The sequence below is a fragment of the Vibrio rumoiensis genome (assembly GCF_002218045.2).
Lineage (GTDB): Bacteria > Pseudomonadota > Gammaproteobacteria > Enterobacterales > Vibrionaceae > Vibrio > Vibrio rumoiensis.
On the sequence record NZ_AP018685.1, the window covers coordinates 789,762 to 813,877 of the forward strand.

Consider the following 24,116-nt stretch of genomic DNA (forward strand, 5'->3'; position numbering starts at 1 on the left):
TATGACAGAACTGACAGTGAAAGCACTAAGTGAAGAAATTGGTACTCCAGTTGAGCACTTAGTAGAACAACTTGCTGATGCTGGTATGAAAAAAACCAGTACAGACAGTGTTACTGATGCCGAGAAGCAACAGCTTCTTGCGCATCTTAAAAAAGGCAACGGTTCAAACAGTGATTCAGAGCCTACTCGTCTTACTTTGCAGCGTAAAACCAAGAGTACATTAAGTGTGTCTGCTGGTGGCGGTAAAAGTAAAGAAGTACAAGTTGAAGTGCGTAAAAAGCGTACTTATGTGAAGCGTACTGCTGTTGATGAAGAAGCAAAACGTGAAGCTGAAGAACAAGCCGCACGTGAAGCAGCAGAAATTGCAAAACGCGAAGCGGAAGAAAAAGCAAAATTAGAGGCAGAAGCTAAGGCAAAAGCTGAAGCGGAAGCAAAAGCAAAGCGTGAAGCTGAAGAAAAAGCGAAACGTGAAGCTGCGGAAAAAGCAAAAGCCGAAGAAGCAAAAGCAGCCGCTAAACGTTCTCCTGAAGAAAAAGCGCAACATGAAGCTGCTAAAAAAGAAGCAGAAGCATTGAAACGCCGTCAGGAAGAAGAAGCTCAACGTAAAGCAGAACAAGAAGCACAAAAATTGGTAGAAGAAGCACGTAAGTTAGCAGAAGAAAACGAAGCTCGTTGGTCTGAAGAAGAGAAGAAGAAAAAAGAATCTGAAAACTCTGATTACCACGTTACGACAAACAAACACGCACGTGATGCTGAAGATGAAGCCGATCGCCGCAGTGAAGCAAGCCGTCGTAAGAAGAAAAAACCAGCGAAAAAAGAAGAAGAACGCTTTAGTGGGCGTAATGCTCGCGGTGGTCGTAACCGTAAAGGTAAATTGGCTAAGCCGACATCTATGCAGCAAGGGTTTGATAAAAATGCCACTGTAGCAAAAGCCGATGTTGTGATTGGCGAGACGATCGTTGTGTCTGAACTGGCGAATAAAATGTCAGTGAAAGGGACTGAAGTCATTAAAACCATGATGAAGATGGGCGCAATGGCGACCATCAACCAAGTGATCGACCAAGAAACAGCGGCATTAGTGGCTGAAGAAATGGGTCACAAAGTGGTTCTTCGTAAAGAAAATGAATTAGAAGAAGCGATTTTATCTGATCGTGACAATACAACAGAAGCTGTGCCTCGCGCGCCAGTTGTTACTATCATGGGTCACGTTGACCACGGTAAAACATCAACACTTGATTATATTCGTCGTAGTCGTGTTGCATCAGGTGAAGCGGGTGGTATTACTCAGCACATCGGTGCTTATCATGTTGAAACTGACAATGGCATGATCACCTTCTTGGATACTCCAGGACACGCCGCATTTACGTCAATGCGTGCTCGTGGTGCTCAAGCGACAGATATCGTAGTACTTGTTGTGGCTGCCGATGATGGTGTGATGCCACAAACTGTTGAAGCGATTCAACACGCAAAAGCAGCGGGTGTACCTCTGATTATTGCGGTTAACAAAATCGATAAAGAAGATGCAAATCCAGATAACGTTAAAAATGAGCTTGCTCAATATGACGTAATCCCAGAAGAGTGGGGCGGCGAAAACATGTTCGTTCATATCTCTGCTAAAACGGGTGAAAATATCGATGGGCTTCTTGAAGCTATCTTGTTACAAGCAGAAGTTTTAGAGCTTAAAGCAGTAACCGATGGTATGGCTTCTGGTGTTGTCGTTGAATCTCGTCTTGATAAAGGTCGTGGTCCAGTTGCAACGGTTCTTGTTCAAGCGGGTACGTTACGCAAAGGTGATATCGTATTATGTGGTCAAGAATATGGTCGTATCCGCGCGATGCGTGATGAGAATGGTCAAGAGATCACAGAAGCGGGTCCTTCAATGCCTGCTGAGATTCTTGGTTTATCAGGTGTACCGGCTTCTGGTGATGAAGCAACAGTAGTACGTGATGAGCGTAAAGCACGTGAAGTTGCGAACTATCGTCAAGGTAAATTCCGTGACGTGAAACTAGCTCGTCAGCAAAAATCGAAACTTGAAAACATGTTCTCTAACATGGAAGCAGGTGAAGTTGCTGAGCTTAACGTGGTACTGAAAGCTGACGTTCAAGGTTCAGTTGAAGCGATCGCTGATTCACTACGTAAACTTTCTACGGATGAAGTGAAAGTGAATATTGTAGGTTCAGGCGTTGGTGGTATTACTGAAACTGATGCAGTACTTGCAGCCGCTTCTAACGCTATTATCCTTGGCTTTAACGTACGTGCTGATGCTTCTGCTCGCCGTACTGTTGAGAATGAAAGCTTAGACTTACGTTACTACTCAATCATTTATCAATTGATTGACGAAGTTAAATTGGCGATGGGCGGTATGCTTGCTCCTGAATTTAAACAAGAGATCATTGGTCTTGCGGAAGTTCGTGATGTCTTCAAGTCACCTAAACTAGGCGCTATCGCTGGTTGTATGGTAACTGAAGGCGTGATTAAGCGTAGCAACCCAATCCGTGTACTTCGTGATAACGTGGTTATTTATGAAGGTGAGCTTGAGTCTTTACGTCGCTTTAAAGATGACGTACAAGAAGTTCGTAACGGTTACGAGTGTGGTATCGGCGTTAAGAACTATAATGATGTTCGTGCTGGAGACCAAATCGAAGTATTCGAAATCGTTGAGATTAAGCGTACTCTTGATTAATCAAGTTTCATTACCTTTTAAAGGTATATGACGAACGGTTGTTTAATACACCATGGGGAGCATTATGTGCTCCCCATTCTTTCTGTAGAAACACTCTAAATTTGAGTGAACAGATGTGAGAAAAGATATGTCAAAAGAATTTAGTCGTGCACAACGAGTTGCACAGCAGTTACAAAAAGAATTAGCGTCAATCTTGCAGCGTGACGTACGTGATTCACGTATTGGTATGGTGACTATTTCTGACGTAGAAGTGTCACGTGACCTTGCTTATGCCAAAGTTTTTGTGACCTTCTTTTGTGTCGGTGAGCAAACTCCTGAATCGAGCTTAGCAGCCTTGAAAGAACATGAAGTTGCTGTGCGTATGGCACTAGGTAAGCGTATTCGCCTACGCCTAACACCAGAAGTTCGCTTTACTTATGACAACACACTGGTTGAAGGTATGCGTATGTCTAACCTTGTGAGTGAAGTTGTCAGCAAAGATAACAAGCGTAAAAAAGAAGCTGGTCGTGAGGACGAAGGAGAAGAGTAATGGCTCGTAGACGTCGTGGTCGTCCTATAGATGGCGTTTTATTACTAGATAAACCAACCAGTATCAGCTCAAATGATGCGCTGCAAAAAGTGAAGCGACTCTATTTTGCTGAAAAAGCAGGCCATACTGGTGCACTCGATCCACTCGCTACTGGGATGCTGCCTATTTGTTTAGGTGAAGCAACCAAGTTCTCTCAATTCTTACTCGATTCTGATAAGCGTTATCGTGTGATCGCCAAATTAGGTGAGCGAACTGATACTTCGGATTCGGATGGTGAGGTCGTGCAAACTCGTGATGTGAAAATTGACCGTGGGTTACTTGAACGTTGTATTGCGAAATTTCGTGGCACAACCGATCAAATTCCATCGATGTTTTCAGCGCTAAAATACCAAGGCAAGCCTTTGTATGAATATGCACGTCAAGGTATTGAAGTACCACGAGAGTCGCGCAAAATTACGGTGTTTGAGATTACCTTGCTTCGATTTGAAGGGCATGAAGTTGAGATGGAAGTACATTGCTCAAAAGGCACTTACATCCGAACTATCGTGGATGACTTGGGCGAAATGCTAGGTTGTGGTGCTCATGTAACTTACCTACGTCGAGTCGGTGTTGCTCGTTATCCCTATGAGAAAATGGTCACGCTTGAGCAGCTTGAAGCCTTGTTAGAACAAGCTCGTGAACAAGATATTGAACCGCGTGAATTACTTGATCCATTGTTATTACCAATGGATACCGCGGTGGAAGATCTTCCAGAAGTGAATATGAACCTAGCGTTGGCTGAGTTAGCTCAACACGGCCAACCAGTGCAAGTTTCTGGTGCTCCAGCTGAAGGGGTGGTTCGTATGACGATGGGAGAAGAGCGTACCTTTATTGGTGTGGCTAATATCGATGATGATGGACGTGTCGCACCGAAAAGACTCGTGGTGTTTAGATAAAGAGCGGAAGCGTAAGAGATCGACTCTCGTGGCTCGGACGCTTCTCTTCTCGTATATCGAAAAAGCGGTCTGTGGTCGTTGACAGGCTAGCTAATCACATTAAAACGCACCTCGAGCAACGTAGCGCCCGAAGCTCAAGCCTCGTGAATATTTTTTTAGATATGAAACTCTTTGCTTTTACGGTTTCATTCATCTATAATCCGCGCTTCGCGTGTCGGCTGAATCAGAGATTGGCTGACACATTTTATAAACTACTCTTAATTAGGAGAGCATTATGTCTCTGAATGCAGAAACTAAAGCAGCAATCGTTGCAGATTACGCACAAGCTGAAGGCGATACTGGTTCACCAGAAGTACAAGTAGCACTACTTACTGCTTCTATCAACCACCTACAAGGTCACTTCGCTGATCACAAACACGATCACCACAGCCGTCGCGGTCTACTACGTATGGTTTCTCGTCGTCGTAAACTTCTAGATTACCTAAAAGGTAAAGACCTAGATCGTTACTTCGCTCTAATCAAGCGTCTTGGCCTACGTCGTTAATTCGTCGTTTGGTTTAAAACCAAGATTAGAAAGCATTTGTTTTATTGATTTGCTGCTTGCTTGAATTTCAACAAGCGAAGAAAAATAAACAGATACTTGATAAAAAAGGAGCCTCGGCTCCTTTTTTTGTGCGTGTAATTTAGGTTATCTCTACATTATCTAGCGCTGAAATAAGACATTTCGACCTAAGTGGTTTATACTACGTCTCGTTTGTTTTAGTTAACAAATCTTCTTTTGGTTAAAAATAAAATAAACCTCTGTTGATTAACTTTACAGTCACCGATGTCGACCATGAAGGTCGCGACTAATAACAGCCTTTTCCCGTATCGCTTTTTCATTATAGAGCGAGTGACATTAAGAGAATTCTGCTATTAGTCGCGATTGGTAAAGTAGTCACAGAGTATTGATATACTTTGAAATTATTAAATTAAGGATCTTTACGTGAAAGCAATCGTAAAAAAATTCCAGTACGGTAACCATACCGTTACTTTAGAAACTGGCGTAATGGCTCGCCAAGCAACTGCAGCTGTTATGGCAAGCATGGATGACACTTCAGTATTTGTTTCTGTTGTGGCTAAAAAAGACGCGGTTGAAGGTCAAGATTTCTTCCCGCTAACAGTGAACTACCAAGAGCGTACCTATGCTGCTGGTAAAATTCCTGGTGGTTTCTTCAAGCGTGAAGGTCGTCCTTCTGAAGGCGAAACTCTAACCGCTCGTCTAATTGACCGTCCAATTCGTCCACTTTTCCCGGATGCATTTAAAAACGAAGTTCAAGTGATTGCGACTGTGGTTTCTGTAAACCCAGACATTCAGCCTGATATGATCACGATGATCGCAACTTCAGCGGCATTAGCTATCTCTGGTGTACCATTCAATGGTCCAATCGGTGCGGCACGTGTTGGTCACATCAATGGTGAGCTAGTGCTTAACCCAAGCCAAACTGAGCTTGAGTCTTCTAAACTTGATCTAGTGGTAGCTGGTACAGCTGGCGCAGTATTAATGGTTGAATCAGAAGCTGACAACCTAACTGAAGAAGAAATGCTAGCGGCAGTTGTTTACGGTCACGACCAACAACAAGTTGTGATCTCTGCCATCAATGAGTTTGCTGCTGAAGTGGCGACTCCTGCGTGGGATTGGACTGCACCGGCTGAAAATACAGAACTAAAAGCAAAAATTGCAGAGCTAGCAGAAAGCGAATTAGTTGAAGCTTACCAAATCACTGAAAAGATGGCGCGTTATGACCGTATCCATCAGCTTGGTAATGAAGTAAAAGAAAAGCTACTAGCTGAAAACGAAGAATTGAATCCAAAAGAAATTCACACGATTTTCCATGATTTGGAAAAAACAGTTGTACGTAGCCGCATTATTGCTGGCCAACCACGTATCGATGGTCGTGAAAAAGACATGGTTCGTGCACTAGACGTTCGCACTGGCGTTCTTCCTCGTACCCACGGTTCTTCTTTGTTTACTCGTGGTGAAACTCAAGCACTTGTTACTGCAACGCTTGGCACACAACGTGATGCACAAATCATTGATAGCCTATTAGGTGAGAAGAAAGATCACTTCCTTCTACACTACAACTTCCCTCCATACTGTGTAGGTGAAACGGGTTTTGTTGGTTCACCTAAGCGTCGTGAAATTGGCCATGGTAAATTAGCGAAACGTGGTATTGCTGCGGTAATGCCTTCTGTTGAAGAATTCCCATACACAGTACGTATCGTTTCAGAAATCACTGAATCAAATGGTTCGTCTTCAATGGCGTCTGTTTGTGGTACTTCTCTTGCGCTTATGGATGCGGGTGTACCAATTAAAGCTTCTGTTGCAGGTATCGCAATGGGTCTTGTTAAAGAAGGCGACGATTTCGTTGTTCTTTCTGATATCCTTGGCGACGAAGATCACCTAGGTGACATGGACTTTAAAGTAGCGGGTACTAACGAAGGTATCACTGCGCTGCAAATGGATATCAAAATCGAAGGTATCACTAAAGAAATCATGCAAATTGCGCTTAACCAAGCACAAGGTGCACGTAAGCACATCCTTTCTGTAATGGATGAAGCGATTTCTGGTGCTCGTGAAGAGATTTCTGAATTTGCTCCACGTATCTACACCATGAAGATCAGCTCTGAGAAAATCAAAGACGTGATCGGTAAAGGTGGTGCTGTGATTCGTGCGCTTACTGAAGAGACTGGTACGACAATCGAAATCGATGACGACGGTACAATCAAAATTGCAGCAACTGAAGGTAAAGCGGCGAAAGAAGCGATTCGTCGTATTGAAGAAATCACTGCTGAAGTTGAAGTGGGCCGTATTTACTCTGGTAAAGTGGCGCGTCTTGCCGACTTTGGTGCCTTCGTAACGATTCTTCCTGGTAAAGATGGTTTAGTACACATTTCTCAAATCGCTGATAAGCGTATCGAAAAAGTGTCTGACTACCTATCTGAAGGTCAAGAAGTTCAAGTTAAAGTACTTGAGATTGATCGCCAAGGTCGCGTACGTCTAAGCATGAAAGAAGCGGTAGAAACAACTGAAGCACCGGCTGAACCATCAGCTGAGTAAGTTGTCTTAATTTAGACGCTGATAAGAGAGGGGCTTCGGCTCCTCTTTTTTTATACGCATTTTAAAATATCATTTGAACGCCATGCGTTCTTTAGTATCAATATAACATTGGGCTTACCTCATCCCTGTTCTACTTTATAAGAAGTGGTGACGAGAGGGAACAAGGTGTATATTGGTGGCTAACACCATGTCACTAAAGTGATATTCGTATATGCAAGAACAGTTATACTGCAGAGGAGCACGTTATTCGTGAAATATGTTAAATGGTTTAGCCTGATTGCCGCCTTCTTTTTAATGGGATGTGCCAATCAAGGTAACTCTTCAAGCTCATGGGCATATCCGCCTCTTGCGATTCCATTGCAGCCTTCTATTCAGCAAGAGCTTCAGATCGCGCGTCTAAATCAATTGTTAACTCGAAAAGATGTTAGCCAGAATGTACGTGCTCAGATGTTTGCCGAACGTGGTCGTTTTTTAGATAGCGTTGGCTTATCTGATTTAGCGCGCATAGACTACGAACGCTCTTTAAAATTAAACCCTGCACAATCGGAAGTCTTTAACGTACTTGGTGTTTACTTTACCCAAACGAGTGATTATGACTCTGCGTTTGATGCCTTTGATTCGAGTTTAGAGCTTGATCCAAATAATGAATATGCTGAGCGTAACCGTGCCATCGCTTTATATTATGCCGACCGTAATTCTCTAGCACTTCAAGATATGACCAGTAATTATGAAAAGGATCCTTCTGACCCTTATCGTGCTTTATGGTTGTTCTACATTCAACGTGAAGATAATGCAGAGAAAGCAACCGCTGATCTTCAACAGCGTTATGATCAGAAAGATGATCAATGGGGGTGGAATTTAGTTGGTATGACTCTAGGTAAGCTTAGCGAAGGTGAAGTACTAGAATCGGTTGCGATGAGTACGCAAAATAATGTTGAACTCGCCCAAAAGCTGACAGAAGTGTATTTTTATTTAGCGAAGAATTACCAATATAAAGGTGACTACTCTAATGCTATTGCGTTATACAAATTAACCATTTCAATGAATGTATATGAGTTCTCTGAACATCGTTATGCTTTCTTAGAATTAGGCCGTATTTTTAAGTCTATTCAAGCTGAGCGCGCTGAAGCAAAGAAAGAAGCGAGTAAAGGTCGGGAGAGCGAAGAAAGCAAGCCGTTACCACAGCAAGAATCAAATCAACCATTACAAACCTATCAAGCGCCTAAGCTAAGTGCTTAATTGGACTCACTAGTCATCAAGTCAACTTTAGGCGAGTGGTTAATGATAAAGAAGGGCCTCACATACCATGTGAGGCCCTCCTTTTTATATTCCAATACTATCTGTCATAAGCGAAAGATTAATGCTGCACTAGTCCCGCCAATTGATGCCAATAACCATTACATTGCTTGCTATCGGTAATGATTCGATTTTGATTATCCTCATTGGCTTTAAAATTCGATAATGTGGTCAGTGTTTCTGTACCTAATGGACTTAAACGCACCACATCAACAAAACCTTTCATGCTCTGCAGATCATTACCTAGGTTATAACAATAACCAGACTGCGTTTGGATACCATTTAAGTTGAAGACTTCTTGACCTTCTTGGCTGCTTACTTGAATACCTGTTGGATACTTGATACAGCAAGTTTCACAATCATCTTTCGCTTTATCTTCAGCGCGCGCGGTAAAGCAACGAGCAGAGTAGGCGAGAGGTAAATATCCATAACTGAATACTTCTACTTCAAATTGCTCACGAATGCCCAGTTCATCACATTGCTCTAATGTGTTAAGTAACCAATCTCGAGATAACTCAACTGGCATACACCAGCGTATCATGCCTAGTTTGGCAAACAATTTTAGCGTGTGGGCATTATAAGTATTCACAGCTGTGCCTACTACGAAAGGGATCTTCGCTTCATGCGCTAACTGAATCGCTGAAACATCATTCGCTTCAATAGCAAAGTCGCCATTGTCGATGTATCTTTTCATCACATTCACTTCACTTGGCGCTTCAAGCAAAGCCATGGTTGATAAGACGACTTGTTTACCCGCCTCCGCTAATTCTTTGGCAATATCAAACCATTGAGCCGGTTTCATTTCTCGGCGTTTAGAGCAAACCGATTCGCCAAGATAAATGATGTCAGCCTGGCTTTGTTTTGCTTGCTGATAAAAACTTTCCACATTGGCTTTTGGCCAAAAATAAAGAATAGGGCCAAGGGAGTATTGTAAGTTATTTTCTTGAGTCATGGTTTTGTCCTATCTACTACTGCCATTTACGGTGATAAGCACCAAGTGTCGTTTGTGTGCCTTCAGACACATTGGCTAAAGTAGCATCCCATTGAGGTTCAACTTGGTATGCCTCTGGGTTAGCTAGATAGCGATCGATTGCCGCACGCCAAGTGCGTGTCACTTGTTCCACATATGCAGGGCTACGTTGACGGCCTTCAATTTTCACTGAAGCCACATTGGCAGCAAAAAGCTCTGGTAGCATCGATAATGTATTCAGACTCGTTGGTTCTTCTAATACGTGATAACGCTGATCTTCACCGGTGATATTAATATCAAAGCGGCCTTTGCAAAGCGTTGGGTAGCCAGCATTCTCGCCTTCTCCATAACGGTCGATGAGAATGTCGTTCAAGCGTGACTCTAAGCCATTTGATGTTTCTTGCCAGCGAACATACTTAGCAGGAGAACAAGCTCCGACCGTGTTTGGGGATTCACCGGTTAGGTAAGACGAGAGATAGCAACGGCCTTCAGACATAATGCATAAGCTGCCAAAAGCAAACACTTCTAGTTCAACACCCGCCGGAATATTTCGCGATAATTGCTTCACTTGGTGCATAGAAAGGACGCGCGGTAGAACCACTCGTTTAACATTAAAGTTACTGGCGTAGAAGTTGACGGCAGCGCTGTTGGTTGCTGATGCTTGAACGGATAAATGCAATTCCATCTCTGGGTATTTATTCGAGGCATAGTCGAGTAACGCAATATCCGCGATGATGAGTGCATCGACTCCAATATCAACGGCTTGATCGACTGCATTGGTCCAACGTTCGAAGCCATTAGGGTGAGCAAAAGTATTTAACGCGACATGAATTTTTTTATTATGGTCGTGGACATATTGAACCGCTTTATCGAGTTTTTTTCCGCTGAAGTTTAATCCAGCAAAGTGACGAGCGTTGGTGTCATCTTTGAATCCAATATAAACAGCATCCGCACCACAATCGATAGCCGTTTTGAGTGCAGGTAAATTGCCCGCGGGGCAAAGTAGTTCCATCCTTTTTACCTTGTAAATTGTATAGTGAGTAATATTTTATGGGATCTGTACTCGCAGGAATTGATGTAAGGCAGGTTTCTGTCTGATACCACTAACCATAAAGTGGTTTTTTTCGGTAAATGAGATGTTTTTTGATTCAACTCAGGGATGTCATTTATCAACTATGTAAAGTGAAGGTTTTTAAATGGAGGTTTTATGTTTTCTCGTTTCCGCTCTCAAGCCGTTGCCAGTGCAGCTTCGTTGTTGGCCATTCCTACCAAACTGATCCCACAATCGCTTCATAATAAAGTATTACTTGAAGGGCTAAAGCGAGTTTTTCATGAAGCGCTAGAAGATGGGGATTTTGAGTTTTTACAAGACCGTTGGCTAAAGGTTTCGATCAATGATATCCAGTTAAGTTGGATGATCAGTTACGATGATGGGCAATTGATCGTATCGAATAAACTTCAACAACAAGATGTCAGCTTTTCTGGTTGCCTGAATGACATGGTCTTGATTGCTGGGCGAAAAGAAGATCCTGATACCTTGTTTTTTCAACGTCGTCTAAAAATTGAAGGGGATACCGAGCTTGGGTTAGAGGTGAAAAATTTGATGGATAGCCTAGATTTAGATTCCCTACCTAAACCCGTTACTCAAACGATGCAGCAATTAGCGAGCTTTGTTCAGCAAGGCTTAGTCGATCAGACATCACAAACCGTGGTTGCTTAAACCAGAATAAATGTATGCTTTTTGAGTTTGCCCACAATTGATGTGAGAAAAGTGACAATGATGGCGTGATTCGGTATAGAATTCACTCCCTTATTTTCACAATTACAATGAGAGTCACCATGCAAATTCGTACCGAAGCGCCGGCTGATATTTTAACGATTGATGCATTACTGCGAGATGCCTTCCCAACCTCAGCTGAGGCTAAATTGGTTCGTTCATTACGCGAAAATAGCCGCTTTACGCTTTCATTGGTTGCGTGCAGTGATGAAGGTGAAGTGATTGGTTATGCGTTATTTACCCCAGTGACGGTTGATGGTGAAGATTATGGTTGGCAAGGTTTAGCGCCAGTGGCCGTCAAATCGTCTTTTCGTAAACAAGGTATTGCAGAACAACTAATACGCTCAGGTTTTGATTCGTTACTCGAATTTGGTTATACCGCCTGTGTCGTATTAGGCGATCCTAACTACTATTCTCGTTTCGGCTTTCAAAATGCCGAGCAGTTTGATTTGGTGTCGGTTTATAACCAACTGCCTGAATTTGTCCCCGGTGCATTTCAAGTGATGCCGTTGGATGATGGTGCTTTAGATGGGAAGTCAGGCTTGGTAGAATACAGCCCAGAATTCCAAGGCTAACAATATTATGTTTGAAAATTCCAGTTCAGAGCAGCGCAAGCAACGTTATTTAAAGGAAATGGGCATTTCAATGTTTGACGTCGCCCATCCGGATAAACTTGAGGGTTACCAAACCCCTGGTATTACATTGCCTAAAGAGTGTGTTTTATTGCTGGTGGCTGAACATTTACCTCAAGGTGAAGATGCGACGCTTTTTATCAAAGTATTGGCTAGTATGAAGTTGCAACCAGAACAAGCAAGGCACTTAACGCCAGCTCAATTAAATCAATTGCAATCACATCACTTAGAGTGGCTTTGGTGCGCCGGAGATGAGGCTTTACTGTCGAGTGCGGATGTTATCCCTCAACGAGAATCGTTAAAGTTTTTACGTTCTTCCGCATTAAATGCGATTCATGGGAATACCCAAAACCGTCGCGATCTTTGGCAACAGATTTGTTCTTATGATTGATAATTACCGCATTATGCCCTTACACGTTGATCACCTTGATGCTGTCTGGGCCATTGAAAAAGTAGCACATAGCCATCCTTGGTCTGAATCGATGATTCGCGATCTCTCTCATCAAAATTCACCTAACTCAAGTAAGTATCAGTTTGGCTTATGGACCGACGAGCAACTTGCTGGTTATGTGTATAGCCAAAATGTTGTTGGTGAAGTGACGCTATTGACCATTGCGGTTGCCCCCAACCAACAAGGCAAAGGCTACGGTCGTAAATTGCTAGAACACTTGATTGACCATAGTGAAGCGTCGAAAGCGGAAAGTATTTGGCTTGAAGTGAGAGAAAGCAACCGAGGTGCGTATCAATTATATGATGCGCTTGGATTTAATGAGATCGACCGACGCGTCAATTATTACCCCTCAACAAGCAGTAAGAATGGCAAGGAAGATGCCATCATCATGAATTTGATGTTGGATGATGACTTTAATCCATTTGCTTAAGCTTGAGTAATACTGAATAGGTTATACCCGAAACTGTGATGACTTTAGGCTTTCAACTAGAGTTATCATGAATTTTGCGTATAATTCGCCCATCTCACTTTTGTGATCCTATTATTTTGCTGTCTTTGAACAGCGATAAGCTAAACAGTTTATAAGGTTTCCTTCATGTCTTTCCTTTCTGAAGTTAGTAAGCGTCGTACGTTTGCGATCATTTCTCACCCGGATGCGGGTAAAACAACCATTACTGAAAAAGTATTGTTATTCGGAAATGCTTTACAAAAAGCAGGTACTGTTAAAGGTCGTGGTTCAAATCAGCACGCGAAATCTGACTGGATGGAAATGGAAAAAGAACGTGGTATTTCGGTAACCACTTCAGTGATGCAGTTCCCTTATAATGATTGTTTGGTGAACTTGCTTGATACTCCAGGACACGAAGATTTCTCGGAAGATACTTACCGTACTTTAACCGCGGTGGATTCTTGCTTGATGGTGATCGATGCGGCGAAAGGTGTCGAAGACCGTACGCGTAAGTTGATGGAAGTGACGCGTTTACGTGATACGCCGATCGTTACCTTCATGAACAAATGTGACCGTGATACACGCGATCCAATGGATTTGCTTGATGAAGTAGAAAGCGAGTTGAAAATGGCTTGTGCCCCTGTTTCTTGGCCAATTGGTAGCGGTAAAGAATTTAAAGGCGTGTACCATATTCATCGTGATGAAACGATCTTATACGCGACAGGTCAAGGTTCAACCATTCAAGAAGTTCGTAGTATTAAAGGGCTAGATAATCCAGATCTTGATGTGGCTATCGGCGGTGAGATTGCTGAGCAACTGCGTGAAGATATGGAGTTGGTGATCGGGGCTGCGCATGAATTTGATCACGAACTTTTCCTAAAAGGAGAGTTAACGCCAGTCTTTTTCGGTACCGCTCTTGGTAACTTTGGTGTTGACCATATGCTTACCGGTTTAACTGAGTGGGCTCCGGCGCCTTTGGCTCGTGAAGCCAATGAACGTACTGTTGAAGCAACAGAAGAGAAATTCTCAGGTTTTGTATTTAAGATCCAAGCGAATATGGATCCTAAGCACCGTGACCGTATTGCTTTTATGCGTATCGTATCTGGCACATATTCTCAGGGCATGAAAATGAATCATGTCCGTACTGGTAAAATGGTGAATATTTCTGATGCGGTAACCTTTATGGCGGGTGACCGTTCTCGCGCGGAACATGCATATGCCGGTGATATTATCGGGTTACACAACCATGGTACGATTCAGATCGGTGATACCTTCACTCAAGGTGAAACGTTGAAGTTTGCGGGGATCCCTAACTTTGCACCAGAACTGTTCCGCCGTATTCGCCTACGCGATCCACTGAAACAAAAACAATTGCTGAAAGGCCTAGTTCAGTTATCTGAAGAAGGTGCGGTGCAGGTGTTTCGTCCATTACAAAACAATGATCTTATTGTTGGTGCGGTCGGTGTACTTCAGTTTGATGTGGTTGTGGCACGCTTGAAGTCTGAATACAACGTTGAAGCAATCTATGAAGGCGTGAATGTGGCAACGGCTCGTTGGGTTGAATGTGCTGATGAGAAAAAACTTGATGAGTTTAAGCGCAAGAACCAAGTGAATTTAGCATTAGATGGCGGTGATAACTTATCTTATGTTGCGCCAACCATGGTAAATCTAAACTTAGCGAAAGAACGTTTCCCTGATATTGAGTTCCGTGCGACACGCGAGCACTAATATTGATGGGCTCTGAGTGAGCAAGCTTAAAGTAATGATCAAAAGGGTTAGCGAAATGCTAGCCCTTTTGCTTTAATTGTTTCGAGAGTCGAGAGTCGAGAGTCGAGAGTCGAGAGTCGAGAGTCGAGAGAAGGAGTTAAGGATGATATTAGCAAAATTGAAACTTTGGTTAGCTCGCTATGATGCGTGGTGTGAAGAACTCGGCTTAACGCCTGAGCATAAGCGTAGCTGTTGTGCTTACCGAGCCGAATCCACAAACCAGAAAGACTCTTGCTCTAAAACCGACTTTAATGCCTGACTATTCCTTTATCGATACCCACTGCCATTTTGATTTTCCTGTTTTTTCTGATCTTAAAGCTGAATTAACAAAAGCGGAAAAGGCTGGAGTCAGAAAAATCATCATTCCGGCTACTCAACAAGCGAGCTGGCAGAATTTAATTTCTCTCTCTTTGCAACATCCTTCTCTTTATTATGCACTTGGTCTACATCCTTATTTTCTTGAACAACACGATGGGGATGCTCTAATACGACTTGATGAAGCATTAAAACATCGAACACCCCGTTGTGTTGCTGTAGGAGAATGTGGTCTGGACTTTATGTTGAATGATGAATGTCTAACGCCAGAGAATATCGATAAGCAATATCGAATTTTTGATGAACATCTTCAACTGGCGAATCGCTATCAATTACCGCTTATTATTCATGCTCGTAAATCACACGATAAAATTTTACAACGCTTACGTAAGATCAGACCTAATAAAGGTGGTGTCATTCACGCTTTTTCTGGTAGCTATCAGCAAGCGATGGAATATGTGAAATTAGGCTTCTATATTGGAGTTGGCGGTGTGATTACTTATGAAAGAGCGAAGAAAACGCGCCAAGCGATTGCTCAACTTCCTTTAACTGCGTTAGTGCTAGAAACTGACGCACCAGATATGCCTATATCTGGATTTCAAGGCAAACCGAATCATCCTGCATATTTACACGATATATTTGACTCATTGTGCTTGCTTCGCCAAGAGCATAAAAGGGAGATTGCTCATCAAATTTGGCATAATAGTTGCGTGTTATTTCAACTAAAGGGATAAATACGGTGAATGTGATGCAACCGTTTGCTTTTCTGTCAATATGAAAAAAGCAAACGTTTGGTGATGTAGATCACGCTCGAACATGTTTTTCACTGAACTTTCATAAATAAGTGTGACTTTGGTATTACTTTGTTACCTCTTGTCAGAGTATAATCGCCTCCGCTTTTTGAGCCCTGAAACAATTTTTAATCAATTCACTACAAATAAGGAAGCCATATACCATGAGCCTGGTTATGAGCATTGTTGGCATGATTTTTCTGCTTGCTGTAGCAGTATTATTTTCCGACAACCGCAAAGCAATTAATTTACGAACTGTAGTTGGCGCTTTTGCCATTCAATTCTGCTTAGGTGCATTTGTTCTTTACGTCCCTTGGGGTAAAGATCTTCTTGCATCGATGACAAACGGTGTTCAACACGTTTACGATTTCGGAAATGAAGGTATCAGCTTCTTATTTGGTAACCTAGTTAACTTCTCTGTTGAAGGTGTTGGTTTCATCTTCGCATTTAAAGTACTACCGACTATTATCTTTTTCTCTGCTCTTATCTCTGTTTTATATAACATTGGTGTGATGCAGATTGTTATCAAAGTTTTAGGTGGAGCTTTACAGAAGGCACTTGGTACTTCCCGTGCGGAATCAATGTCTGCGACAGCAAACATCTTCGTTGGTCAAACAGAAGCACCTCTTGTGGTTCGTCCATTCGTTCCTAAAATGACTCAATCTGAACTATTTGCCGTTATGTGTGGTGGTTTGGCTTCAGTTGCTGGTGGTGTTATGGCCGGTTACGCAGCAATGGGTGTTCCTCTTTCTTACCTAATCGCGGCTTCTTTCATGGCGGCTCCGGGTGGATTGTTATTCGCTAAAATCATTAAGCCAGAAACTGAAGAGCCAATTGAGCAGCTTGCCAGTGCTGGAGACGATGAAGAAGATAAACCCGCTAACGTTATCGATGCAGCAGCAGTAGGTGCTTCTTCTGGTCTACAACTAGCGTTAAACGTTGGTGCGATGCTACTTGCATTCATCGGTTTGATTGCACTAATGAACGGTATCTTAGGTGGTATCGGTGGTTGGTTTGGTATGCCTGAACTGACACTAGAGCTAATTTTAGGCTACGTGTTTGCTCCTGTTGCTTGGTTAATTGGTGTGCCATGGAGCGAAGCCGTTCTAGCGGGTTCTTTCATTGGTCAGAAAACGATTCTGAATGAATTTGTGGCTTACTCAAGCTTTGCTCCATATCTTGCTGATGGCGCAACAATCATTCTTTCTGAGAAAACGAAAGCGATTATTTCGTTTGCTCTATGTGGTTTTGCTAACCTATCGTCTATCGCAATTCTATTGGGTGGTTTAGGTGGTCTTGCACCAAGCCGTCGCTCTGATATTGCACAAATGGGTATGAAAGCGATTCTTGCTGGTACATTATCTAACTTAATGGCAGCAACAATTGCAGGCTTCTTCATTACTCTGCAAGCGATGTAAGTTAGAGTTTGCATATATAGACGCCGTTACTTTTTAATCAAAGCCGTAGCAAATGTTTGCTGCGGCTTTTTGCGTCTTATATCAGGCTAAAGATACCCTTTATAAAGCTGACACTAATCAATATTTATAACGGCGTTATCGAAGCATTCAACCAGTAAGAATGAACAGATAACAATACGATTAGTCTCCAATAGACCATAATCAAAGTATGGGATATAAGGCTTTTTGAGATACAAACCGTTTGCGTTCAGGATAGTGACTGACCTCTCGGAATAAATCAGTATAATCATCAGTAAATTCAAACTAACCACTCATGATCATTAATTGAAGAGTATTAGACTTATTAAGGATTCAATAAGTCGGTTAGGGCGAAATGTTCACAACACATGATGTGTTTTGCAGCCAAACTCCGGCTTTACTGGTGAATTGGTTGTGCGGTGACAAGGATTGCAATTAACACGTTGATTGACGTGTTAAGTCTTCAAGGAACCAAGTCCGTTCATTTCAGATAGTTGGGATTCTGATTGCTTTTGAAAGCCAATGGTTTTTTTAAAGAGTCAGAGAATCGCACTACACTTTGAACAGTCTTACTTAGTTGAAAGTGTGACTAAATTGAAATAGTGCGAAATAACCTAATTGTCATAATAATTTTTTGATATCGGAGATAGAAATGAGCGATTTACAAGCAGCAGCTTTACGTGCACTAAAATTAATGGATCTCACCACATTGAATGATGACGATACGGATGAGAAGGTCATTGCTCTTTGTCATGCGGCGAAATCGCCAGTGGGCAATACCGCAGCCATTTGTATTTACCCACGTTTCATACCTATTGCGAAGAAAACACTGCGTGAACAAGGTACCCCAGAAATTCGAGTTGCGACTGTTACTAATTTCCCTCACGGCAATGATGATATTGAGATTGCTGTAGCGGAAACGAAAGCGGCAGTAGCTTATGGCGCCGATGAAGTGGATGTGGTTTTCCCATACCGCACATTAATCGCTGGCGATGAAAAAACAGGTTTCGAATTAGTGAAGCAATGTAAAGAAGCTTGTGGTGATGTTTTACTGAAAGTGATCATTGAAACCGGTGAATTAAAAGAAGAAGCGTTGATTAAACGTGCTTCTGAAATTTCAATCGAAGCAGGCGCAAACTTTATCAAAACTTCAACAGGTAAAGTGCCAGTTAACGCCACTCCAGAATCAGCGGAAATCATGCTGAAAGTGATCCGTGACATGGGCGTAGCTAAAACCGTTGGCTTTAAACCTGCTGGTGGCGTACGTACCGCTGAAGATGCTCAAGCTTATCTTGCGATGGCCGATGAGATCTTAGGTGCAGATTGGGCCGACAACATGCATTACCGTTTTGGCGCGTCTAGCCTACTAGCGAATTTGCTGAATACATTAGGTCAAGGTGAAAAAGCGGCGGAAGGCGGCTACTAAACCGACTGAAATGATCTGAATACTTTGGTTGCTCGCTCAATTTGAGGTCATGAGTGACTAAAGTGTTCTGCCGTCTTCTTGTATCTTAATGGGCAATGGCTATGTATCTTCCTCAAGAAATTATTCGTAAAAAACGTGATGGTGAAGTGCTCACGGCTGAAGAAATCAACTTCTTCATTCAAGGTGTGGCCGATGACAGCATCTCGGAAGGTCAGATTGCAGCATTTGCGATGACCATCTTCTTCAATGAAATGAATATGGAAGAACGTATTGCTTTAACATGTGCAATGCGTGATTCCGGTATGGTGATCGATTGGTCACACATGAACTTTCCCGGTCCAATCGTCGATAAGCATTCAACTGGTGGTGTGGGGGATGTGACCTCACTGATGCTCGGTGCGATGATTGCGGCTTGCGGTGGCTTTGTTCCAATGATCTCTGGTCGAGGTTTAGGGCATACTGGTGGTACGTTAGATAAATTAGAATCGATTCCGGGTTACAACATCATGCCTTCTAATGAGGTTTTTGGTGACGTGACAAAAGACGCAGGCGTCGCGATTATTGGTCAAACGGGCGATTTAGCTCCTGCTGATAAACGTGTTTATGCGACTCGAGATATTACTGCAACGGTCGATAATATTTCACTGATCACAGCCTCTATCTTATCGAAAAAATTAGCCGCGGGTCTCGACTCGTTGGTGATGGATGTCAAAGTAGGTTCTGGCGCCTTCATGCCAACTTACGAAGCATCAGAAGAATTAGCGCAATCTATTGTAGCAGTAGCAAATGGCGCAGGCACAAAGACCACTGCTATTCTTACTGATATGAATCAAGTGTTGGCTTCATCGGCAGGTAATGCACTGGAAGTGAAAGAAGCCGTGCAGTTTTTAATCGGTGAGAAGAACTCTCGCGGTGAAGTGCGCAACCCTCGCTTACTTGAAGTAACAATGACGTTATGTGCCGAGATGCTGGTATTAGGCCATCTAGCCGAAAGTACTGAGCAAGCTCGCATCAAATTGCAAGATGTTTTAGATAACGGTAGCGCGGCAATCTGTTTTGGCAAAATGGTAGCAGGTCTAGGTGGGCCGAAAGATTTTGTTCAAAACTATGAGACTTATTTACCGAAAGCAGAAGTGATTAAGCCTGTGTACGCCAAGCAGGCAGGAACAGTGACTGCAATGGATACCCGTGCAATTGGTATGGCGGTGGTATCGATGGGCGGTGGCCGTAAAGTCGCTTCTGATTGTATTGATTACGCAGTGGGTTTTGACCAGTTTATTCGCTTAGGTGAGCAAGCCGATAACAATACCCCATTAGCCATGATTCACGCGAGAAGTGAACAGCAATGGCAACAAGCTGCAAACGAATTACAACAAGCGATTACGGTGTCAGATAAAATTTATCAACCGACACCAGAGATTTATCGCCAAATCCGAGCTGACGACCTATAAGTGTTCAGTAGCTTGGGAGGAGAATAAACTATGAAACGTGCAATTATTTTAGTACTGGATTCTTTCGGTGTAGGCGCTACGCAAGATGCTGATAAATTTGGTGATGTCGGCGCTGATACTCTTGGCCATATTGCAGAGCAATGTGATAAAGGTTTAGCGAATAACGAGAACCGTTCAGGGCCACTACGTTTGCCTAACTTATCTAAATTAGGTTTAGGTAAAGCCGCGCAAGAGTCAACGGGAACCTTTCCAATCGGGCTTGATGAAAATGCTAAAATTACAGGCGCTTATGCTCATGCGGCTGAATTGTCATCAGGCAAAGATACGCCATCTGGTCACTGGGAAATTGCCGGTGTTCCAGTATTGTTTGACTGGGGTTACTTTACCGATGAAAAAAATAGTTTTCCTCAAGAGCTACTAGATAAAATCGTTGCTCGTGCCAATCTGAAAGGCTACTTAGGTAACTGTCATTCATCAGGTACGGTGATTCTAGATGAGCTAGGTGAAGAGCATATGAAAAGTGGTAAACCAATTTTCTATACTTCTGCCGATTCAGTTTTCCAAATTGCTTGTCATGAAGAAACTTACGGTTTGGATAACCTACTTGAGCTTTGCCAGATCGTACGTGAAGAACTAGAACCGTATAATATTGGTCGTGTGATTGCGCGTCCATTCATCGGTAATAAGCCAGGAGAATTTGCTCGTACCGGTAACCGTCGTGATTTATCAGTTGAGCCGCCTTCAGCAACGGTTTTGCAAAAACTGGTTGAGGAAAAAAATGGTGAAGTGATCTCAATTGGTAAGATTTCTGATATCTACGCCGGTTGCGGTATTACACAAAAAGTAAAAGCGACGGGCTTAGAAGCATTGTTTGATGCGACTTTAGAGCAAGTTAAGACCGCCGGTGATAACACCATCGTTTTCACTAACTTTGTAGATTTCGATTCGTCTTACGGTCACCGTCGTGACGTGGCAGGTTATGCGGCGGCACTAGAGTATTTCGATAAACGTTTACCGGAAATTCAAGCGATACTCCAACCCGATGATGTTTTGATTCTGACCGCTGACCATGGTTGCGATCCAACGTGGCCGGGAAGTGACCATACTCGCGAGCATATACCAGTATTGGTTTCAGGCCCTAAAATTCCAGCGGGCTCACTAGGTCGCCGCGATACTTTCGCGGATATTGGTCAAAGCCTAGCAGAATACTTCGGTACGTCTGATATGGAATACGGTCAGTCGTTTTTATAGACGAATCTCGTTGCTCGAATGCTCGTGACTCGATAGTGACGGCATTCGATTAATCAAACTTCTAAAAATTAATTGTCCGAGTGCTTTGTTCGAGAAGCAAAGCGCCCTAGTTACGAGAAACGTAGCACACGAGCTACGTACCTCATTAACGATTAAACAAAAATACATATAAAGGATATACAAACATGGCAACTCCACATATTAATGCTGAAATGGGTGATTTTGCAGACGTTGTACTCATGCCGGGTGATCCACTTCGCGCGCAGTACATTGCAGAAAATTTTTTAGATGATGCGGTTCAAGTATGTAATGTACGTAATATGTTTGGTTATACAGGGACTTACCAAGGTCGTAAAGTGTCGGTAATGGGCCACGGTATGGGCATTGCGTCTTGTTCTATCTATGTGACAGAGCTGATTAAAGATTTCGGTGTTAAAACTATTATCCGTGTTGGTAGCTGTGGCGCGGTGAGCGATGACATTAAATTGCGTGATGTTGTGATTGGCATGGGCGCATGTACGGATTCGAAAGTAAACCGTTTACGTTTTAAAGATCATGACTTTGCCGCGATTGCCGATTACCACTTAGTTAAAAATGCGGAAGAAGCAGCAAAAGCACGTGGTATTGATGTGAAAGTTGGCAACTTATTCTCTGCAGATTTATTCTACACACCGGATCCTGATATGTTCAAAGTAATGGACAAATACGGCATTCTAGGCGTAGAAATGGAAGCGGCAGGTATCTACGGTGTTGCCGCTGAGTACGGCGCTAAATCACTGGCGATTTGTACGGTGTCGGATCACATTAAATCTGGTGAACAAACTACATCAGATGAACGTGCAACAACGTTCAACGACATGATTCACATCGCACTTGATTCGGTTTTACTCGGTGATAAATAACCACAAGAACTAACAACGAGTTTATACCGCTAGGTTTAAAACGAAGAAAACCTCTTGTTCATTTTGAACAAGAGGTTTTTTGTATCTCAAAGCTAGATATCTTTGAGTAGAATATTTTCAACTTGATCTTGAGGTTTATACAACAAGAGCAAGCACAGCAACATACCACTAATAAAACTGAGTATTAGCATCAAGTACATTAAATGATCGCTGTTACGGTAGCGATGATCTGAGATTGCGGTTACTTTACCTTTTTCAAAAGTGATGCGAATAAAGCCAACCGTATTATCTTCATGAAGTATGGGCTTCACTAATTGTTCTCGGCCAATCGATGCCGTTTTCAATGGTGTATCCAAGCCTAATATTTCTCTTACATCTTTTGCATCATCGCTGGCAACCAGCTTTATACCTTCCGCATTATAAATGGTCGCGTCGAATACTAAGTCATCAGATGCAATTTGGTTGGCAAGCTTCAATAAGCCATCTTGATCATCATTTACAATTAAATCCGTAGCGCTCAGTGAGGATTGGGAGATCAAAAGGTTGGTTAGGATGTCAAGTTGCTGGTTTTGTATGTGTTCATTATCACGGCTGATCACAAAGCTATTGATGATGGTATAGGCAAACATTCCGCCTAACAGGATGATCGCGACAAAGCGCAAAAATACACGCCAAGAAAACAGCGAAGTTTGCATTTGGAATTTCCCTTATACCGTAATAATGAACGAAAAGAAGTGAATTGTTAGTTTGGGGCTTGCGTTAATAAATTGCAATAGGTTAACTTGCTATGCATTATTGTGAGATAACGCATAGAATCGGATTGCTGCCGTTGGGTTAATTTTAATACCGCAATGACATAAATTCTAATTATTTGGATAAAAAAGGTAAAAACATGGACGTGGTAACATCTTTAAAAATTCAACGTAGTATGTCGCTGGTTAAGCGATTGCCAGAATCTCGATTATATTCGAGTCTGGATAAACAAAAAGCCCAGTGGATTATCTTTGGTGAGCATCTCGCGATTGGTCATTTTGACCGAATTGATGTGTTCACAGGTCGCTTTAATCCAGTGTTAGATTCATGGAAAGTTGGGCACTATGAAGTGGCGTTAATGGGCGGTGAATTGATCCCAGAAATGATAGAATTCATCCATGCTTTGGGTTTGGACTGTGCGTCTATAAGCGTATTGCCAGAATTAACCAAACCCGGTTTAATCGTGATGGATATGGATTCCACTGCGATTCAAATTGAGTGTATTGATGAGATAGCTAAGTTGGCCGGTGTCGGTGAGCAAGTTTCAGAAATTACTGAGCGAGCGATGCAAGGTGAATTAGATTTCGAAGAAAGCTTAAGAGAGCGAGTTGGGGCTTTAAAAGGGGCTGATGAATCTATTTTAGCCCAGGTTCGTGAGAACTTACCTTTGATGCCTGACCTTGCCGAGTTGGTGTCTACCTTAAAAAAATTAGGCTGGAAAACCGCGATCGCTTCTGGTGGATTTACTTACTTTTCCGACTACCTAAAAGAAACATTAGGGCTAGATTATGCCCAATCCAATACATTAGAAATTGTTGATGGTAAGTTAACCGGTAAGGTTTTAGGCGATATCGTTTCAGCTGAAACTAAAGCCGATATTTTAGTGACGCTGGCCGATGAGTATGATGTTGAGCAGCACAATACGGTGGCCGTCGGCGATGGTGCCAATGACTTAGTCATGATGGCAACTGCGGGCTTAGGTGTTGCTTATCATGCAAAACCGAAAGTAGAACAACAAGCAAAAACCGTGGTTCGCTATGCAGGACTAGGCGGAGTGCTGTGTATTTTATCAGCGGCATTGGTACAGCAAAAGCGTATTGGTTGGAAGGCTATTCCATAACAGCGTGTCGAGTTGCGCGGACGCTTCGCTTGAGATCCGAGTAGCGAAGCGGTCAAGCCTCTAGCCACGTTTTTTATTTTATT

General features: G+C 42.7%; 22 protein-coding genes. 19 read left to right on the top strand and 3 right to left on the bottom strand.

Annotated features, from left to right (window positions below; genetic code table 11):
* Window position 1 precedes the first annotated feature (1 nt).
* The 6 genes from infB to nlpI all read left to right on the top strand — a co-directional run bounded on the left by infB (window position 2) and on the right by nlpI (window position 8,486).
* Window positions 2-2,683, top strand: coding sequence for a translation initiation factor IF-2 (gene infB / locus VRUMOI_RS03635; RefSeq protein WP_089137571.1), 2,682 nt, complete (start codon window positions 2-4; stop codon window positions 2,681-2,683).
* Between the two features lie 127 nt (window positions 2,684-2,810).
* On the top strand, window positions 2,811-3,212 hold the full coding sequence (rbfA, locus tag VRUMOI_RS03640) for a 30S ribosome-binding factor RbfA (RefSeq protein ID WP_089137570.1): 402 nt from the start codon (window positions 2,811-2,813) through the stop codon (window positions 3,210-3,212).
* Complete coding sequence (truB, locus tag VRUMOI_RS03645; protein WP_089137569.1) at window positions 3,212-4,147, top strand: tRNA pseudouridine(55) synthase TruB; 936 nt, start codon at window positions 3,212-3,214, stop codon at window positions 4,145-4,147. Before rbfA ends, truB begins: the two co-directional genes overlap by 1 nt.
* 274 nt (window positions 4,148-4,421) lie before the next feature.
* Window positions 4,422-4,691, top strand: a complete 270-nt coding sequence (gene rpsO / locus VRUMOI_RS03650) for a 30S ribosomal protein S15 (RefSeq protein WP_089137568.1) — start codon at window positions 4,422-4,424, stop codon at window positions 4,689-4,691.
* Window positions 4,692-5,132: 441 nt separating this feature from the next.
* Entirely contained in the window at window positions 5,133-7,247 is a 2,115-nt protein-coding gene (gene pnp, locus VRUMOI_RS03655; RefSeq protein WP_408646248.1) for a polyribonucleotide nucleotidyltransferase, read from the top strand.
* 294 nt (window positions 7,248-7,541) lie between these two features.
* The gene (gene nlpI, locus VRUMOI_RS03660) at window positions 7,542-8,486 is read left to right on the top strand and encodes a lipoprotein NlpI (protein WP_231897503.1); all 945 of its coding nucleotides are present in this window, start codon (window positions 7,542-7,544) and stop codon (window positions 8,484-8,486) included.
* A 118-nt stretch (window positions 8,487-8,604) separates the two neighbouring features.
* On the opposite strand, the gene VRUMOI_RS03665 is transcribed toward nlpI, so the two are convergent.
* Entirely contained in the window at window positions 8,605-9,495 is an 891-nt protein-coding gene (locus tag VRUMOI_RS03665) for a U32 family peptidase (RefSeq protein WP_089137565.1), read from the bottom strand.
* A 16-nt stretch (window positions 9,496-9,511) separates the two neighbouring features.
* Window positions 9,512-10,525, bottom strand: a complete 1,014-nt coding sequence (ubiU, locus tag VRUMOI_RS03670) for a ubiquinone anaerobic biosynthesis protein UbiU (protein WP_089137564.1) — start codon at window positions 10,523-10,525, stop codon at window positions 9,512-9,514.
* A gap of 195 nt (window positions 10,526-10,720) precedes the next feature.
* Between ubiU and ubiT the strand changes: the two genes are divergently transcribed.
* From ubiT to deoD, 12 genes are all read left to right on the top strand, one after another.
* A complete protein-coding gene (gene ubiT, locus VRUMOI_RS03675; protein WP_089137563.1) occupies window positions 10,721-11,233 on the top strand; it encodes a ubiquinone anaerobic biosynthesis accessory factor UbiT in 513 nt (170 codons plus the stop codon).
* A 119-nt stretch (window positions 11,234-11,352) separates the two neighbouring features.
* Window positions 11,353-11,865, top strand: a complete 513-nt coding sequence (locus VRUMOI_RS03680; RefSeq protein ID WP_089137562.1) for a GNAT family N-acetyltransferase — start codon at window positions 11,353-11,355, stop codon at window positions 11,863-11,865.
* A 7-nt stretch (window positions 11,866-11,872) separates the two neighbouring features.
* Complete coding sequence (locus VRUMOI_RS03685) at window positions 11,873-12,313, top strand: DNA polymerase III subunit psi (protein WP_089137561.1); 441 nt, start codon at window positions 11,873-11,875, stop codon at window positions 12,311-12,313.
* Entirely contained in the window at window positions 12,306-12,803 is a 498-nt protein-coding gene (gene rimI, locus VRUMOI_RS03690; protein ID WP_089137560.1) for a ribosomal protein S18-alanine N-acetyltransferase, read from the top strand. The genes VRUMOI_RS03685 and rimI overlap by 8 nt, the downstream gene beginning before the upstream one ends.
* A gap of 165 nt (window positions 12,804-12,968) precedes the next feature.
* Window positions 12,969-14,549, top strand: coding sequence for a peptide chain release factor 3 (gene prfC, locus VRUMOI_RS03695; RefSeq protein WP_089137559.1), 1,581 nt, complete (start codon window positions 12,969-12,971; stop codon window positions 14,547-14,549).
* A 142-nt stretch (window positions 14,550-14,691) separates the two neighbouring features.
* Window positions 14,692-14,847: a hypothetical protein gene (locus tag VRUMOI_RS19200; protein ID WP_162598320.1), complete on the top strand. Its 156-nt coding sequence runs from the start codon at window positions 14,692-14,694 to the stop codon at window positions 14,845-14,847.
* Window positions 14,840-15,637, top strand: a complete 798-nt coding sequence (locus VRUMOI_RS03700; protein WP_089137558.1) for a TatD family hydrolase — start codon at window positions 14,840-14,842, stop codon at window positions 15,635-15,637. Before VRUMOI_RS19200 ends, VRUMOI_RS03700 begins: the two co-directional genes overlap by 8 nt.
* Window positions 15,638-15,858: 221 nt before the next feature.
* Entirely contained in the window at window positions 15,859-17,112 is a 1,254-nt protein-coding gene (locus VRUMOI_RS03705) for a NupC/NupG family nucleoside CNT transporter (RefSeq protein WP_089137557.1), read from the top strand.
* Window positions 17,113-17,782: 670 nt separating this feature from the next.
* The gene (gene deoC, locus VRUMOI_RS03710; RefSeq protein WP_089137556.1) at window positions 17,783-18,556 is read left to right on the top strand and encodes a deoxyribose-phosphate aldolase; all 774 of its coding nucleotides are present in this window, start codon (window positions 17,783-17,785) and stop codon (window positions 18,554-18,556) included.
* A gap of 101 nt (window positions 18,557-18,657) precedes the next feature.
* On the top strand, window positions 18,658-20,007 hold the full coding sequence (gene deoA, locus VRUMOI_RS03715) for a thymidine phosphorylase (protein WP_089137555.1): 1,350 nt from the start codon (window positions 18,658-18,660) through the stop codon (window positions 20,005-20,007).
* Window positions 20,008-20,037: 30 nt separating this feature from the next.
* A complete protein-coding gene (locus VRUMOI_RS03720) occupies window positions 20,038-21,258 on the top strand; it encodes a phosphopentomutase (protein WP_089137554.1) in 1,221 nt (406 codons plus the stop codon).
* A 185-nt stretch (window positions 21,259-21,443) separates the two neighbouring features.
* Entirely contained in the window at window positions 21,444-22,160 is a 717-nt protein-coding gene (gene deoD, locus VRUMOI_RS03725) for a purine-nucleoside phosphorylase (protein ID WP_089137553.1), read from the top strand.
* Window positions 22,161-22,252: 92 nt separating this feature from the next.
* On the opposite strand, the gene VRUMOI_RS03730 is transcribed toward deoD, so the two are convergent.
* Entirely contained in the window at window positions 22,253-22,855 is a 603-nt protein-coding gene (locus VRUMOI_RS03730; RefSeq protein WP_110410646.1) for a YtjB family periplasmic protein, read from the bottom strand.
* Window positions 22,856-23,052: 197 nt separating this feature from the next.
* Here VRUMOI_RS03730 and serB point away from each other — a divergent pair, with 197 nt between their 5' ends.
* The gene (gene serB, locus VRUMOI_RS03735) at window positions 23,053-24,033 is read left to right on the top strand and encodes a phosphoserine phosphatase (protein ID WP_089137552.1); all 981 of its coding nucleotides are present in this window, start codon (window positions 23,053-23,055) and stop codon (window positions 24,031-24,033) included.
* Window positions 24,034-24,116: the final 83 nt, after the last annotated feature.